This is a genomic window from Paenibacillus sp. F024 (assembly GCF_057814255.1).
The window spans coordinates 26,280-40,999 of the sequence record NZ_JBVASZ010000033.1 but is presented as its reverse complement, the minus strand read 5'-3'; the positions used below and the strand labels follow the sequence as shown (position 1 = coordinate 40,999).

Here is a 14,720-nt window from a genome sequence, read left to right as displayed (position 1 = left end):
ATTTGCCTCCGGCTTCCTTCAGATTCCGCCTCGCGACGGACACCCTTGCCCTTGGCTACGGTAGGCGCTCGCCAGCCCCCGTTCAGGACTTTCACCCTAAAGATGACGCCCATGCTGGGCGTACTACTGCAAGAAGCACCCGTGAGTACGGGTGCTTCTTGTATAATGATGGGTTATCCTCTACAGTTTTACCCTCTGTAAACAACCTAATGATCTTTTATTGACCAAATACGTTCCAATCAGTGGCAAAGTGAATTACAACTCACACGGCTGTGAGTTATTGTTTATTGAAACCCCCGCTGCCGCATGGCTTCAAAGAGCACAATCGTTGCCGCCATGGCCGCGTTTAGCGATTCGGCGCGGCCCTGCATCGGGATGCGCACGTGACGCTGCGCCAGCCGCTGTACCTCTGCGGATACGCCTTGGCCTTCGTTGCCGATAACAAACCAGGTAGGGCGGCGGAAGTCGCACTCATAGACACTGACCGCATCCTCAAGCCGGGTGGCCGCCACCTGGATGCCGTGGGAAGCCGCTTCCGGCAGCCATTGGGCCAGGTCCCCCTGCACAATAGGCAGATGGAACAAAGATCCCATTGTCGAGCGTACGGTCTTCGGGTTGTACAGATCTACCGTCCCCTTTCCGAGCAATACGCCCGAGGCGCCGACGGCGTCGGCGCTGCGGATGATCGTGCCGAGATTGCCGGGGTCCTGAATGCCGTCAATAACGACGACCAGGCCGTCCCGCTCGCTGGCCGATATTAAATCCGCCGCCCGCCATGGCAGCCTGGGAACAACCGCGAAAACCGGCTGGGGCGTTTCGGTGTCCGTACATTTGGCTAAGACCGCCTCCGATACTCGAACCAGTTCCACTCCGAGTGCGGCGGCTTCCTTTAGCAGCTCGATGCAGGCATCAGCCCGTTCGTCCGAATAAGCCACTGCTTCAGGAATCAGATCCGAGCGCAGCGCCTCCTGCACCAGATGAATGCCCTCAATCAGAAAGCGGCCTTGCTTTTCCCTTCCCTTGCGGCTTTGCAGCTCGGTCCACTGCTTGATCCTTGGATTTTGCACGGAGCTGATGACCGCTTCCGCTCTGCGATTCACTATCGGGTCCTTTGTATCCACTGCCTGTTCACCTATTCCTCAAAAGTCTTCTCAAACTGCTGCAAATCCGTATTTCTTCCCACTACAACGAGAATATCATGAGCTTTGATCGTATCCTCGGCATTCGGGGCAATATTCAATTTCTCTCCGGTTTTAATGCCTATGACGTTACAGCCGTATTGAGCGCGGATGTCCAGCTCCCTCAAATTTTTTCCGACCATCTGCCGGCTGGCTTGAATCTCGACAATACTGTAATCCTCAGAAAGCTCAATATAATCAAGAATATTGGCTGAAATCAAGTGATGCGCAACCCTCTGGCCCATATCCCGTTCCGGGAAAATGACCTTATCCGCCCCGATTTTCTTCAGCACCTTGCCCTGAAGCTCGGTCTGCGCCTTCACGACGACCATCGGCACACCGATTTCTTTTAAAATAATGGTTGTCAGAATGCTGGATTGGATGTCCTGCCCGATCGCAACCACCACGACGTCAAAATTACGCAAGCCGAGAGCGCGCACCGCTTCTTCATCCGTTGAGTCCGCCTGCACCACATGGGTTACGATACTGGAAATCTCCTGTGCCCTTTGCTCACTCTGGTCAATGGCAAGCACTTCATACCCAAGACTCGATAAATTTCTGGCTACGCTGGAGCCGAACCGCCCCATACCGATTACGGCGAATTGCTTTTTTTGTGCCATCAGGACGCATCTCCCTTCGCTTTGTTTTATTATAGCAAAACGAAGCTGTCCCCATCAAAATATACGGTACTTTAAGCATGAAGTGATGCGGTTGTGTACATATTAAGAAATGGAAAAAGACGAAAAGTGAGGAGCCTTCAATGAATTTGAATTTGAGACAAGCTATTATTCAACGCGTGCATGACAAAAATGACGATGATCTGAAGGATGTCATTGAGGATTCGATTGACGGCGAGGAGCGTGTGCTGCCCGGTCTTGGCGTGCTGTTCGAAATGATCTGGAAAAACAGCAGCGCCGATGCACAAAACCAGATGGTCCATACGTTAAAAGAACATCTAAATCATACCTCACCGACAGCATAAAAGGAGTAGTAAAAAGCGTACAGAACGAAATCGCTCTGCACGCTTTGTTTATTTATCCGGGCTTAGTCGAGTATCCCATGGACCAGACCGGGCGGCATAGGGGCCGGACGCTCACAGCTGCTTTGCATCATATAATGCTTGCCTTCATCCGCCGCATCATGGAAGCCGTGCATAGCCTCGAGCACATGATACGCAAGCTCTCCGCCTGCACGGTTCGCACGGCCGTTTTTTACGGCATAAGCCATATCGAGCACTCCCAAACCGCGGCTGTTCTCCGCATAGCCGTACATGAGAGGAATCTCGCTCCAGTCCTTATGATCGTGACGCTTTACGCGAATGGGACCGCCGAAGGTATTCGGATCGGGGACGCTGAGCGTTCCCTGACTTCCATAGATCTCTATCCGCGGAACCAGTGCGCCTCCGAATGCGTCAAACGACGTGATGATCGTACCGATGACACCGTTGTGAAAATCCATCACCCCGGCCACATGCGTCGGCGTTTCCACCTTAACCGTTTGGCCGAACTTCGGCTGGCTTATGATCGTGCGCTCAGGATACGAGATCCGCGTGGAACCCGTCACTCTGCGGATCGGACCCAGCATAGCGACGAGCGCCGTCAAGTAGTAGGGCCCCATATCAAACATCGGTCCGCCGCCCTTAGCATAATAAAACTCCGGATCGGGATGCCAATGCTCATGGCCGCGGCCGATCATAAACGCCGAGGCCGCTACGGGCGTGCCGATCCATCCGTCATCAAGCAGCTTGATGCAGGTCTGAATTCCGCCTCCAAGGAAGGTATCCGGCGCACTGCCGATCAGCCTGCCCTTCTCTTTGGCTTTGGCCAAAATCGCTTGACCCTCCTGCCTTGTCACGGCGAGCGGCTTCTCCACATACACATGCTTACCGGCTTCCAGCGCTTGAAGGCACACTTCCGCATGCGCTGCAGGGATCGTCAGATTGATAACAATATCGATTTCCTCATCCGCCAGCAGCTCGGAAACGGAATACGCCTTTGGCACACCGTGCTCTTCGGCGCTTGCTCTGGCCCGCGCCACATTCAAGTCTGCGCACGCGGCCACCTCCAGGACGGGATACGTTTTGCAATTTTGAAAATAAATGCTGCTGATTTTACCGCAGCCGATCATGCCTACTTTCAGCTTTTGCATATGAATTGTCCCTCCAGAGACGCTGTATTAGAATAATTTCTCCCCGGACACGCTCGTTTGATACGCGGCCAGACCTTTGCCTTCCGCCGCCCAAAGAAGACCTCTTCGCATGATTTCATTCACCTGCGGCATCTCCACGATATTGGCTTGATGTCCAAGCGAGCAGTAGAATACCCGGCCTATCCCCCAGCGTTTCGTCCAAACTACAGGCATATCAACCGCTTTGTTCAGCGAATGAGGCCCCTGTACTACCGGAAAACGCGTTGTAGCCAGCACTTCCACCGCCGGATCGACATGGAGATAGTACTGTTCGCTTTGGACTGTAAAATCGTCCATTCCCTCAAGCAAAGGGCTCGAGCTGTTTTTGATGTTGACCGTATATTCCACCCCGTCTCCGCCTGGATGTGACACCCAGTTGCCTCCGGTCATGAACTGCCAGTGCACGCTCTTCCGGAACGAATCGCACATGCCGCCATGACATCCGGCGATCCCTACGCCGCTTTGAACCGCCGCTGAAACGTTTTTTACCAGCTCCTCGTCAATTTCACCCATCGTCCATACGGGCACGATCAAATCCAGCTCCTTGAGCTTTGGTGCATCTGCGAACGCTTCCAGTTTATCGGATACTTCAACTTCATAGCCCCTGTCCTCAAGAAGGCCCCGAAAAATAGCCGCCACTTCCTCCGGCTGATGACCGAGCCAGCCCCCCCATACGATCAATGCTTTTTTCATGGTCGTCACTCCCCTATCATACTTCTTCGACTTGCACCCAGCGGCGCTCCGAAATCGATAAATCAACGGCTTCCAGCACCTGCTGGCATTTGACGCCGTCATGGAAATTCGGAACCGGCTGGCGGTCCTCCGCAAGCGCTTGCATCAGTTCCACCGTTTCATGGATGAACGTGTGCTCGTAGCCGATCGTATGCCCCGGCGGCCACCAGGCTTCAGCGTAAGCGTGTGCAGGATCGGTAGCCAGCACGCGCCGAAAGCCTTGGACATCCTCCGCATCGTCGGTAAAATACACCTGCAGCTCATTCATCCGTTCGAAATCAAACTTCACGCTGCCCTTGCTGCCATTGATCTCAAACGCATTTGTGCAGCGGTGTCCCGGGGCAAAGCGCGTTGCCTCAAAGCTTCCGAGCGCGCCGCCGGCAAAACGGGCGAGAAACAGCGTCGCATCATCCACCGTAACCCGACCCCGGGGCGCATCCTTGCTGCCCTTGGCACTGAGTCCGGTCATAGTACTTGGCAGCGGGCGTTCCTGGACGAAGGTCTCGTTCATGCCGATCACTTCCTTCATCTCACCGACAAGAAAGTGCGCCAAGTCAATCAAATGCGCACCCAAATCACCGTGTGAGCCGGAGCCGGCAACCTCTTTTTGCAGCCTCCATACGAGAGGGAAATCCGGATCTACAATCCAATCCTGCAGAAACCAGGCCCGGAAATGATAAATGGTACCGAGGCGGCCTTCCTCAATCAGCTTTTTGGCCAGCTGCACCGCCGGAGCGAACCGATAGTTGAAGCCGATCATGTGCTTTACACCCGCCGCTTCCACTGCCTTCAGCATTTCGCGGGAATCCTCCAGCGTCAGCGCAAGCGGCTTCTCGCAAAATACATGCTTGCCGCTGGCTGCGGCGGCCAGCGCTATTTCTTTATGCGCATCGCTGGGAGCATTAATATCGATCAAATCGATATCGTCCCGCTTCATGAGCTCCCGCCAATCGGTCGTATAACCCTCCCAGCCAAACTGCTCCGCGGCCTGAGCTGCCCCATCGGCGTCACGACCGCAAATCGCCTTCATCACCGGTTTGGCCGTCTTCGGAAAAAACATCGGCAAATCGCGGTAGGCGTGGCTGTGCGCTTTGCCCATAAATTTGTAACCGATCATCCCCACTCGAACCTGCTTCACCTGAATCCGCCTCCTCCAAGTTATGAACTCTTGCCTGCAGCTTACGATGGATTCCTGCTGGACTGACGAATAACGAGCTTCGTCTCCAGCTTCAGCTGAAAAACATCCGTTCCGGCATCTGCCCCTGTTCCCCCTGCGGCCCGAAGCAGCATATTCTCCGCTGCGAGTCGTCCCATCTCATAGAACGGTACGGCTACGCTGGTCAGCGGCGGATCCGTCATGCGTGCCGCGTCCGAATCGTCATAGCCAATAATGGCGAGATCCTTGCCCGGAACGCAGCCCAGCTCCCGCAAGCCCTGCATAAGACCTACCGCCATCCGGTCGTTCGAAACAAAGACCGCATCGATCCTGTCGAGATGACGATAAATCTCTGCCGCCGCATGGTATCCGCTAGTGCGGCTGTAATTTCCTTCATAATACCAATGTGCTGGGATTTCTTCGGGAGTCCCCGATTCCGCACCTTGCGCCAGAAATCCCGCTTCCTGCAGCGCTTTCGTATATCCCCGCAGCCGGTCTCCGCTATTGGAGAATTCCGGCGAGCCGTTGAGCATAGCAATCCTGCGATAACCCGTATCCAGCAGATGACGAATTGCAAGATAGGTCCCCGTCTCATGATCGGCGTCAACCTCATTAAAGCGCTCACCGTTATAATGCTGGTTAACCAGGCAGAACGGGAATCCTCCTTCTTCCAGCTTTTTGAGCTCCGTCCGCTCCCCTGGCGTATCCATAGCCCCCAGAATGATGCAGGCGTCTACTTTTTGCGACCGGAACATATGGGTATAATCGCTTTCCTCTCCAGGCGACCGAAACATCAGCAGCATGTCGTAGCCCGACTCCTTGACCTGCGCTCCGATCCCGCTTAAGATTTCGGAAAAATAATATGTAGAAAAAATATGGACCTTTGGAACAAAAGGAAGCACCACGCCCAGATTCCCGCTGCGACGGCGGGCAAAGCTCTGGGCAATCGCGTTCGGATGGTAGTTCAGTTTCTCGGCTGCCTGAAGCACCCTCAGCTTCGTTTCCTCCTTCATCGGCCCAACGCCGTTAAACACACGGGAAACGGTCGCTTCGGATACTCCCGCCAACTCCGCAACTTCCTTTCGGGTTACGATTCGAGCCACCTCCTCAAACCTGTATAATCATTATAATGTACGCGCGTTCATTATCTCATGGCACTTATTTCCTGTCAATCCTTCTAAAGCTCTGACCATAAATACATCTGTAACCCGCAGAAAAGGACGACCCTGTCTAGAGCCGTCCGTATGCTTTCGCGTAGCGATAAATCCTTCCATATATCCGTTTATCCTTGAGCTTCCTGAAGATAAACGGATCAGGGGACGTATTTACCTCCAGAATCCAGGGATAAAGCTTCTGATCCAATGCCACGTCAAGCCCCAGCTCCTTTATCCCGCCATATCTCGTCTGCATCTGTTTGGCCACAGAAAGACCCAACTGCTCCAAGTCCCGGAATAATCTCTTGCGCCCGGTCTCTCCCGTATGCCCCTTCAAGAGCGTATCGAACGGCAGAAGCGTTCCGCCGTTATGCACATTGGTCACCACCTTGCGCTTAGCTGCCATCCGGCCGATAATGCCCGTTGTGACCCAGCGTTTGGACGGGTTTTGTTGAACCATGACCCTAAGGTCGAAGCCTCGCTTGTTATATTTCAGCAGATGAATTCCTTTTTGAATCAGATATTTCCGTTTCCCTATCAGCTTAGAAAGCGCATTATACATTGCCCCAAAACTGGAAAATGTACTGATCTTCGTTCCCGATTGATAACTATACCCTGTTCCCCCCGGACCCGATCTCCGTTCTACGCGCATGACGCCAATTCCATATGTCCCTTTATCCGGTTTGATATATACCATTCCGTATTGATTCAGCATATCTTGGAGACGCTTTCGCGATATCACTTTCGTTTCGGGAATATGCTTGGCAATGGTTCGATTAGGCAGCAGCGCCTTGGTTTTTGCCCACTTGCTTGTAATATATCTCCGGTCATTCGGTTTGCCCATGTCATCCACCTTTCTTCTCTCCAGGCCAATGAAGCACATGAGCTCACTCGGCCTGACGGAAGCAAACTCCTGAATCCAACTTATTCTATGCCTTTAAGCATCTGTTGGATAAGGATAGCGGCCTAACCGCAATAAAGATCTGCACACGAAAGTCTCCTGAAAATAACAAACCCCTCTTCCGGTCACACCAACCGAAAAAGGGGCTTGATAATGTTATGGGGCCATCTCCAAAAACTTGAGATTCGGGTTTTTCTCCATTGCCGTACGCAGCGCATATTCGTTCTCGAACAAGGCTACGTAATTTTCCTTCTTGTCCTTGACCAGCTGCGAGTTGATCCGGAATTTCCCGGGATCGATCTCGTCTCCGACGAGCCAGCGGGCAAATTGATAGCTCATCCTCGAAAGCTGCACTTCAACGCCATACTCCGCCTTCATGCGGTATTCGAACACCTCGAACTGCAGCTGACCGACGACACCCAGGATCATGTCCTCGAAGCCGATCGTCTTGAATACCTGGATCGTGCCTTCCTCCGTCAGCTGATCGACGCCTTTTTGAAACTGCTTATGCTTGAGCGCATTCTTCACGGTCACCTTAGAGAACAGCTCCGGCGAGAAGGTCGGCAGCTCGTCAAACTCCAGTACACCGCCCTGGCAAAGCGTGTCTCCGATGCGGAAGATGCCCGGGTCAAACAGACCGATGATATCTCCCGGATAGGCGTCCTCCACAATATCCCGATCCTGCGCCAAAAATTGCTGCGGCTGCGCCAGCTTAATATCCTTGCCTACACGCACATGCTTCACCGACATGCCGCGCTCGAATTTCCCGGAGCAGATCCGCAAGAAAGCGATCCGGTCGCGGTGTGCCGGGTTCATATTCGCTTGAATTTTAAAAATGTATCCGGAAAATTTCTCATTCAGCGGATCAACCATGCCCTGTGTGCTCTTGCGCGGCGTAGGTGTCGGCGCAAGCTGCAGGAAGTTCTCAAGGAAGGTCTGTACACCGAAGTTGTTGATCGCACTGCCGAAGAACACAGGCGTCAGTTCACCAGCACGAATTTTATCGTAATCAAATTCGTCGCCCGCTACGTCGAGCAGCTCCAAATCCTGCACCAGCTGGTCGTAGAAAAATTCTCCTGCAATCTCCTTCACGACCGGATCATCATAGCCGCTTACCTTGCGCACGCTGATTTCCTTATGGTCATCCCCCTGAAACAGTTCTACCTGCGTCAGCTTGCGGTCATAAACACCGCAAAATTGCTTGCCCATGCCGATCGGCCAGTTCATCGGATACGAACGGATGCCCAGCACCTGCTCCAGCTCTTCCAGCAGGTCGAACGGATTTTGACCTTCGCGGTCCAACTTGTTAATGAACGTAAAAATCGGGATTCCCCGCTGACGACACACCTGGAACAGCTTCTTCGTCTGGGCCTCGACCCCTTTGGCCGAGTCAATCAGCATGACTGCACTGTCCGCTGCGGTTAACGTACGGTACGTATCCTCACTGAAATCCTGGTGGCCAGGCGTATCGAGGATATTCACCCGATGGCCGTTATAATCGAACTGCATGACGCTGGAAGTGACCGAAATTCCTCTTTGCTTCTCGATTTCCATCCAATCGCTTGTCGCATGACGGTTCGCTTTGCGCCCCTTTACCGTTCCGGCCAGCCGGATGGCCCCTCCGAAAAGCAAAAGCTTCTCGGTCAGCGTCGTTTTCCCTGCGTCAGGGTGAGATATAATAGCGAACGTGCGGCGTTTTTGTACCTCTTCTTGCAATTTACCGGTTGTGCCGATGCTCATGATCTAATCCAGTTCCTTCCTTATCAATTCGTCTGTTTCAACCTCAACTTAGACCAGCTTGACCGTCCAGTCCGCTTCCTTGATCCAGGTCCGGTTGCTGAACTCCCTGCCGCGCAGCCTTACTCTGTCTTTATATACCTGCACGTACAGGCCTTGCGATTTCTCCTTATCGACATGCTGAAAGCTTTTGTTCAATACGCGGCCGACGGAGGAATTGTGAAAGTAGTGAAAGCCCTCTTGAATGTAATGCTCCCCCGTGCCTTGAAAATCGTGATGACGATGTCCGCAAAACACGAACACATTTTTATAAGGCTTTACCAGCTCGCGAAATGGGTTCGCACGTATCAATTGATGCGTACGGCCGTCCTGGCCCGCCGGAGGCAGAGGCTGATGAGTCATGATGAAGACCGGCCGGCCGTCCTTATGGGCAGCCAGCTGCTTCTCCAGCCAAGCCAGCTGCTCGTCGGAATACCAGGCTCCCTCTCCGACCTCCGGATTTTCCTGAACATAGGTCTCCTGCGAGAGCATGATCAGATGGTGTCCCTTTACCCAATCGTCATGATACGGCTTCTGCAAGCCGAAAAACTTCTGAAACCGTTCGCGCGACTGCCAATCCGTTTTGCCGTTAGGCATCGTAGCCTGATTAAACGCCCCTTTGCGGTCGATCCAAATGTCGTAGTAATCATGATTGCCCATGTTTGCGTATACCGTGGGCAGCGGATAAGCCGACAAAATTTTATGCAGCTCCTGGTACTCCTTTTCCATACCATACTCGGTCAGGTCCCCTGTGATCACGACGGCCTCCACAAGCGTACCGAACTGCTTCATATCCTCGATGGCGCCTTTCAGCTTCTTGATGGTGCTTGGAACTTCCGCTGAAATGTGCAAATCGCTGAGAATCATATAAGAAAACTGGGCTGCGTCAGGATCTTTGCCCGGCTGCACAGCCTCCGACTCCAATACGCTTACCGGCTTTTGCAGCGTAAGTGCCTGATCCGGAGCGCGCTGTGAATCGACCGCTTTCTGAAGCAGCTTCAGGAGTGCTGTAGTCGCCGCACCGATCATAACAAGCAGTGCAACCATCCAGCGTATAAAAGTGCGTCTTGACATAGCAAGAATCCCCCATTGTTGCGCAACAGCTTACTCTCCATCATAACATATTTCCCGGTCCAAAAAAAAGAAACGAAATATAAAAAAAGCAAAACCGGGCTCACCCGGTTTTGCTTTTCATAACTTCCCCTTATTCGCCGTTAAGCGTTTTTTGAAGGTGAGGTTCATAAAATGAGTTTAGGAAAGTAATGGATGCGGAAAGTTTACGGCCGCCTTTGAAATCGAGTTGTTGCCGCAAGGTAAATCCATAGACAACTCGAATTTCAAGAAGCGGTGGAGCAGCCATTACTTTTCCGCCTCACACGTTTTAATGTCAATGAGCTTCAATACCCAAGCCTAACGCTGCGAATTCGCCCACTCCACTTCGCCCTCAAACTGACCGTTGACCGGCCACCAGCGGAAGCCGTCCTCCGCCACGAGCTGCTGTGCGCGTTCGGGTCCCCACGTTCCTGCCGGATACAAGTGCAAGTCTTCCGTACGTTCTCCCCAAGCCGAAGCGATCTTATCCACGTACTTCCAAGCAAGAGCCACTTCGTCCCACCGTGTGAAATAGGTGGAGTCTCCGCGGGCCGCATCGAAGAGAAGCCGTTCATACGCTTCAGGCGTGTTAAGGCCTACCTCGCAGCTTTGGCAGAAATCCATCGCTATCGGGATAATCATCCCTTCGGATCCCGGCTGCTTGGCATTCATTTTGAAATAGATGCCTTCGACCGGATTGACCCGGAACACCAGCAGATTCGGCTCCAGCTTGTGCTTTTTGGACAGGTATACGCTATTGGGCACATTTTTGAACTCGACAACCACTTCGGTCGTTTTGACCGGGAGTCTTTTCCCTGTACGGATGTAAAAAGGTACGCCCGCCCAGCGGAAATTATCGACGAACACCCTTGCTGCAAAATACGTCTCGGTTGTCGATTCCGGATTGACCGAGTCCTCTTGACGATAGCCGGGCACCTGGTGCCCCTTGACATTCCCCGCCACATATTGGCCCCGAACCGTATTCGCGCGCACCTCTGCTGCCGTTTGGAAGCCGCGAAGGCTGCGGAATACCTTCACCTTCTCGTCCCGGATATCTTCAGGGTGCATCCGGCTCGGCGGTTCCATCGCCATAATCGCCAGCATCTGAAGCATATGGTTTTGCCCCATATCCCTAAGCGCGCCGGAACGGTCGTAATACCCTCCGCGCTCTTCTACGCCGACCGTTTCGCTCAACGTAATTTGGATATTGGAAATGTACTTATTGTTCCACAGCGGCTCGAAAAAGGCATTCGCAAACCGTACGACATTGATATTTTGAACCATTTCCTTACCGAGGTAATGGTCGATCCGGTAAATATCCTTTTCCTCGAACACTTGGCGAATTTCTGCGTTCAGCTTCTCCGCCGACTGCAGATCGTAGCCAAAAGGCTTCTCAATGACCAAACGGTGCCAACCGTCGGATTCCAGCAAGCCGCCGGCTTGCAAATGATGCGACACACTTCCGAAAAGCTCAGGTGCTAAGGCCAAATAGAACAAGCGGTTGCCCCCGACGCCGAACCTGTCATCCAAACGATCGGTCAGCTCGCGAAGCTGACGAAAACCGCCCACATCGTTAATATCCAGCGACATATATTCAAAATGATCGGCAAACGAATCCCACTGCTCGTCCTTCGTTACGTTGTAACGGGCGAACTCCTTAATGGATTCATGTACATCGTCTCGGAACTGCTCATTTGAACGCGGACGCCGTGCTAACCCGACGACGGCAAAATCATCGCCCAGCTTTCGTTCGCGGTATAAGCTGTAAAACGCCGGAAACAGCTTGCGGCGGGCCAAATCCCCGGTCGCTCCAAAAATGATAAACACAGCACTTGTCATGGTTCCCTCATTCTTTCTATATGTAGATTTATGAAAAAACTTTCCGTTCTTCATTACCCTATAGCATAACCAAAACAGGAGTGAGATTCAACATGATTCAACATGATTCAACATAGGCCTTGTTTCGAAATTGGGCGGATTCCTTAAGGCATTCGTCTAGGACGGCACCACACGCGCCCGCATAGTCTAAAGTGTAGGAAAGCATTAACGGAGGTGAATTCGCGTGACACCGATCCATCCTATTTCTGAAGAAGTCTGCAAAGCTTTTTACGGTAAACCCGTGTGCGTGATTTTGAAGGACGGCGCCGAGCTTTTCGGCACATTGAGCCGTTGGGAGAAGGGAAAGCTGATCTTTAACGACGAGTCGGCGGTAAAGCTGCAAGCCAAAACCAAAAAAAGCGGGGCCAAAAAAGGGAAAGCAGGCTCCAGAACCAACAAAGCGCTGGAAACCCAAACGACGGCCTTTCCGGCAGCCCTCTCCCCGATCCACCCCTTCGGCGGCAGTCGAATGGAGTTTGAGCCCTCCAGGATCGCGATGCTGTTTGCACTCATCTAAGGCCAAGCGGCATGAACCAAAAAACGTCCGTTTTCATCGGACGTTTTTTGGTTTCAAAACTAACCCATGGACTTTCTGAGCAAATAACACCGTAACCGGTAATCGTAATATACAGCCTCATAACCATGCTTTGTATAGAAGCGCTGCGCTTGCCCATTGGCCTCGTCAACCCAAAGTACGATTTCCCGCAGTCCGTACTCTCCCGCCGTTCGCTCAGCCTGACGCATCAGTCGTGAGCCGATACCCCGGCCCTGGTACTTGGGATCGACCGCCAGCATATCAATCGACAGCCGGTCCCTCTCCCGCTTCAGAGCGATAAATCCTGCAGCCTTGTCTCCCGCAGCGGCATACACGAATGTCGTGCACGATGTGAGCCGCTTTATTATGGTGCTCCGGTTCAAACGAAGTCCAGGCATCGTCTGCTGGGCAAAGGGCAGCAGCAGTCTTTCCACGAGTCCGTAGATCGCAGCGTTATCCCGCTTCGGAACACGCTTTCGCAGCATGCGAAGACCGCCTTTCCTACGCTAAAGTAAGTACTTTATCGTATGAAACGCGGCAGTGTAAGGTTAATACATTTCACCCGAAAAACCGATATAAAGGCTATATTATTTCATATATTTTTTGGCCACGAACGCCATGAAGCCAACACAAATGATTAAAACACCCGCAATAACGATCCATTGAATCCAGTTCATGATTCGGTACAAGCTCCCATGTGTAAGTTAAGGTTGATAGATTATCATACTGTAGAAGCAGTAGGGGTGTCAAGAAAAACCATTTTATTGAAATAAGAAGCTTCATTTATAATTGTCATAAGCATATTGAATGAATGTGAGGCGAACGACAAATGACCGATCCCATTCAACGCATATCCCGTTCTTATGAAATCCATTCCCAGTGGTATGATTGGGAGTATAACCAAAACAGGCCATCCGGCGGTCATGCCTCCCCTAAACCCTTTCCCGCCATCCCCGCTGTGGACGAACCCGCCGTACAGCACGATTTTGACCGTTTTGCCCAGTGGATCGCGGAGAGACTGGCGGCCGTTTTATCTGCCGCCGAAACCTTGAAGCTGACAACCGAGACGCTGAAGGAGGCATCCCCCGGATCCACTTTAAGCAGAAGACTGGTAGAATGGGCGCCTGCTCCGGCACTAAACGCCATGGTTCACGATGACGCCCGGATAACGACCTATCTGATCCGACTTGACAGCGTAGCACAAGCGCAAAGGAATATCGGACTTCCACAAAAACGAACGGACGTTTCCCCTTTAGCCGGAAGCCTTTGCGAATTTAAATTGAACTCCTTTTCGGGATATTCCAGCCGAATATCCGTTGCTTTCGGACCTGCCGATACCAACGAACAGGCGCTGAGAAGAATCCGCCGTGCCGTGAACGAGGCTAAAGCCGGAGTGACTGCCCTATTGATCCGCGACCGTCGGGAAGATAAGCTGACGCTGGAGTTGAAAGCGGATGCCACCGGGGTAGGCAGCGCCTTCAGCTTAACGGACGTCCAGGGCGATGCTGCTGCGCTCACGGGGATTGACCGTATGGTGCAGGCCGCGGAGAATGCCATCTACACCATTAATGAAGGAACTTTGGTCAGCTCTGCCTCCAACGAGGTGAAGCTGGATGAGGAACGTCTGACCTTGATATGGAGAGAGTCCTCCGCAGAATCGGTGATCCTTTCCGTGTATCCGGATGCGGCAACCGTCAAGAAACAGCTCACCGCGGTGATCTCCCGTTACAATGAGCTTATTGTCGTGCTGCAGGAAGCTGCGGAAGCGCTGAATCCCGACGTAAGCCGCGACCTTCTTGAAGACTTGCCCTTACATTTTCCTGAAGAGCTTGGCATCCTAAAGCAAGCCGATCATACATTGCGGCTGGATGATGAGAAGCTGGACACGCAAATCCGTTCGCGGTTCGATATCGTTAAGGCGCGGCTGACAGAAAGCGGCGGGCTGATCACTCAAATCCACCATGCCGCAGACAAGCTGACCAACTCTTCACCGGATACCTTATTGAATAAACAAAACGGCGCCTACCGCACCTTGATTAGTTACGCATATGGACCCGACAAAAGGCTTCGCTCGTATCTGCCCGTTCCCATTACCGGATATCTGATGAATTTCTATTCGTAACTGCCGTTT

Annotated in this window: 14 protein-coding genes; 3 read left to right on the top strand and 11 right to left on the bottom strand. The window is 52.6% G+C overall.

The window, feature by feature from the left end; genetic code table 11:
- Nucleotides 1-284: 284 nt before the first annotated feature.
- Nucleotides 285-1,121, bottom strand: coding sequence for a TrmH family RNA methyltransferase (locus ACZYR9_RS22955; RefSeq protein ID WP_488980745.1), 837 nt, complete (start codon nt 1,119-1,121; stop codon nt 285-287).
- Nucleotides 1,122-1,132: 11 nt separating this feature from the next.
- Entirely contained in the window at nt 1,133-1,798 is a 666-nt protein-coding gene (locus tag ACZYR9_RS22950; protein WP_488980744.1) for a potassium channel family protein, read from the bottom strand.
- A 140-nt stretch (nt 1,799-1,938) separates the two neighbouring features.
- Between ACZYR9_RS22950 and sspI the strand changes: the two genes are divergently transcribed.
- Entirely contained in the window at nt 1,939-2,160 is a 222-nt protein-coding gene (sspI, locus tag ACZYR9_RS22945) for a small acid-soluble spore protein SspI (protein WP_488980743.1), read from the top strand.
- 62 nt (nt 2,161-2,222) lie between these two features.
- Here the strand turns inward: sspI and ACZYR9_RS22940 are convergent, their stop codons facing one another.
- From ACZYR9_RS22940 to zwf, 8 genes are all read right to left on the bottom strand, one after another.
- Complete coding sequence (locus ACZYR9_RS22940; protein WP_488980742.1) at nt 2,223-3,326, bottom strand: Gfo/Idh/MocA family protein; 1,104 nt, start codon at nt 3,324-3,326, stop codon at nt 2,223-2,225.
- Between the two features lie 27 nt (nt 3,327-3,353).
- Nucleotides 3,354-4,058 (bottom strand): ThuA domain-containing protein, encoded by a 705-nt coding sequence (locus tag ACZYR9_RS22935; RefSeq protein ID WP_488980741.1) that lies wholly within the window; start codon nt 4,056-4,058, stop codon nt 3,354-3,356.
- A 16-nt stretch (nt 4,059-4,074) separates the two neighbouring features.
- Complete coding sequence (locus ACZYR9_RS22930; RefSeq protein ID WP_488980740.1) at nt 4,075-5,235, bottom strand: Gfo/Idh/MocA family protein; 1,161 nt, start codon at nt 5,233-5,235, stop codon at nt 4,075-4,077.
- A gap of 41 nt (nt 5,236-5,276) precedes the next feature.
- Nucleotides 5,277-6,347 carry a LacI family DNA-binding transcriptional regulator gene (locus ACZYR9_RS22925; RefSeq protein ID WP_488980748.1) on the bottom strand — a complete coding sequence of 357 codons (1,071 nt, stop codon included), beginning with the start codon at nt 6,345-6,347 and terminating at the stop codon, nt 5,277-5,279.
- A 136-nt stretch (nt 6,348-6,483) separates the two neighbouring features.
- Nucleotides 6,484-7,251: a YheC/YheD family protein gene (locus ACZYR9_RS22920; RefSeq protein ID WP_488980739.1), complete on the bottom strand. Its 768-nt coding sequence runs from the start codon at nt 7,249-7,251 to the stop codon at nt 6,484-6,486.
- A 213-nt stretch (nt 7,252-7,464) separates the two neighbouring features.
- Nucleotides 7,465-9,048, bottom strand: a complete 1,584-nt coding sequence (locus ACZYR9_RS22915) for a peptide chain release factor 3 (RefSeq protein ID WP_488980738.1) — start codon at nt 9,046-9,048, stop codon at nt 7,465-7,467.
- Nucleotides 9,049-9,096: 48 nt separating this feature from the next.
- Complete coding sequence (locus tag ACZYR9_RS22910) at nt 9,097-10,158, bottom strand: metallophosphoesterase family protein (RefSeq protein ID WP_488980737.1); 1,062 nt, start codon at nt 10,156-10,158, stop codon at nt 9,097-9,099.
- A gap of 336 nt (nt 10,159-10,494) precedes the next feature.
- Nucleotides 10,495-12,015, bottom strand: coding sequence for a glucose-6-phosphate dehydrogenase (gene zwf / locus ACZYR9_RS22905; RefSeq protein WP_488980736.1), 1,521 nt, complete (start codon nt 12,013-12,015; stop codon nt 10,495-10,497).
- A 223-nt stretch (nt 12,016-12,238) separates the two neighbouring features.
- Between zwf and ACZYR9_RS22900 the strand changes: the two genes are divergently transcribed.
- Nucleotides 12,239-12,571 carry a hypothetical protein gene (locus ACZYR9_RS22900; RefSeq protein WP_488980735.1) on the top strand — a complete coding sequence of 111 codons (333 nt, stop codon included), beginning with the start codon at nt 12,239-12,241 and terminating at the stop codon, nt 12,569-12,571.
- A 59-nt stretch (nt 12,572-12,630) separates the two neighbouring features.
- Here the strand turns inward: ACZYR9_RS22900 and ACZYR9_RS22895 are convergent, their stop codons facing one another.
- Entirely contained in the window at nt 12,631-13,074 is a 444-nt protein-coding gene (locus ACZYR9_RS22895; protein WP_488980734.1) for a GNAT family N-acetyltransferase, read from the bottom strand.
- Nucleotides 13,075-13,418: 344 nt separating this feature from the next.
- Here ACZYR9_RS22895 and ACZYR9_RS22890 point away from each other — a divergent pair, with 344 nt between their 5' ends.
- Nucleotides 13,419-14,711 (top strand): hypothetical protein, encoded by a 1,293-nt coding sequence (locus ACZYR9_RS22890; RefSeq protein WP_488980733.1) that lies wholly within the window; start codon nt 13,419-13,421, stop codon nt 14,709-14,711.
- Nucleotides 14,712-14,720: the final 9 nt, after the last annotated feature.

Coding starts and splice junctions, on each gene's coding strand:
- ACZYR9_RS22940 (WP_488980742.1), bottom strand. CDS start 3,326: ATGCAAAAGCTGAAAGTAGGCATGATCGGCTGCGGTAAAATCAGCAGC.
- ACZYR9_RS22950 (WP_488980744.1), bottom strand. CDS start 1,798: ATGGCACAAAAAAAGCAATTCGCCGTAATCGGTATGGGGCGGTTCGGC.
- ACZYR9_RS22915 (WP_488980738.1), bottom strand. CDS start 9,048: ATGAGCATCGGCACAACCGGTAAATTGCAAGAAGAGGTACAAAAACGC.
- ACZYR9_RS22920 (WP_488980739.1), bottom strand. CDS start 7,251: ATGGGCAAACCGAATGACCGGAGATATATTACAAGCAAGTGGGCAAAA.
- sspI (WP_488980743.1), top strand. CDS start 1,939: ATGAATTTGAATTTGAGACAAGCTATTATTCAACGCGTGCATGACAAA.
- ACZYR9_RS22895 (WP_488980734.1), bottom strand. CDS start 13,074: ATGCTGCGAAAGCGTGTTCCGAAGCGGGATAACGCTGCGATCTACGGA.
- ACZYR9_RS22910 (WP_488980737.1), bottom strand. CDS start 10,158: ATGTCAAGACGCACTTTTATACGCTGGATGGTTGCACTGCTTGTTATG.
- ACZYR9_RS22890 (WP_488980733.1), top strand. CDS start 13,419: ATGACCGATCCCATTCAACGCATATCCCGTTCTTATGAAATCCATTCC.
- zwf (WP_488980736.1), bottom strand. CDS start 12,015: ATGACAAGTGCTGTGTTTATCATTTTTGGAGCGACCGGGGATTTGGCC.
- ACZYR9_RS22935 (WP_488980741.1), bottom strand. CDS start 4,058: ATGAAAAAAGCATTGATCGTATGGGGGGGCTGGCTCGGTCATCAGCCG.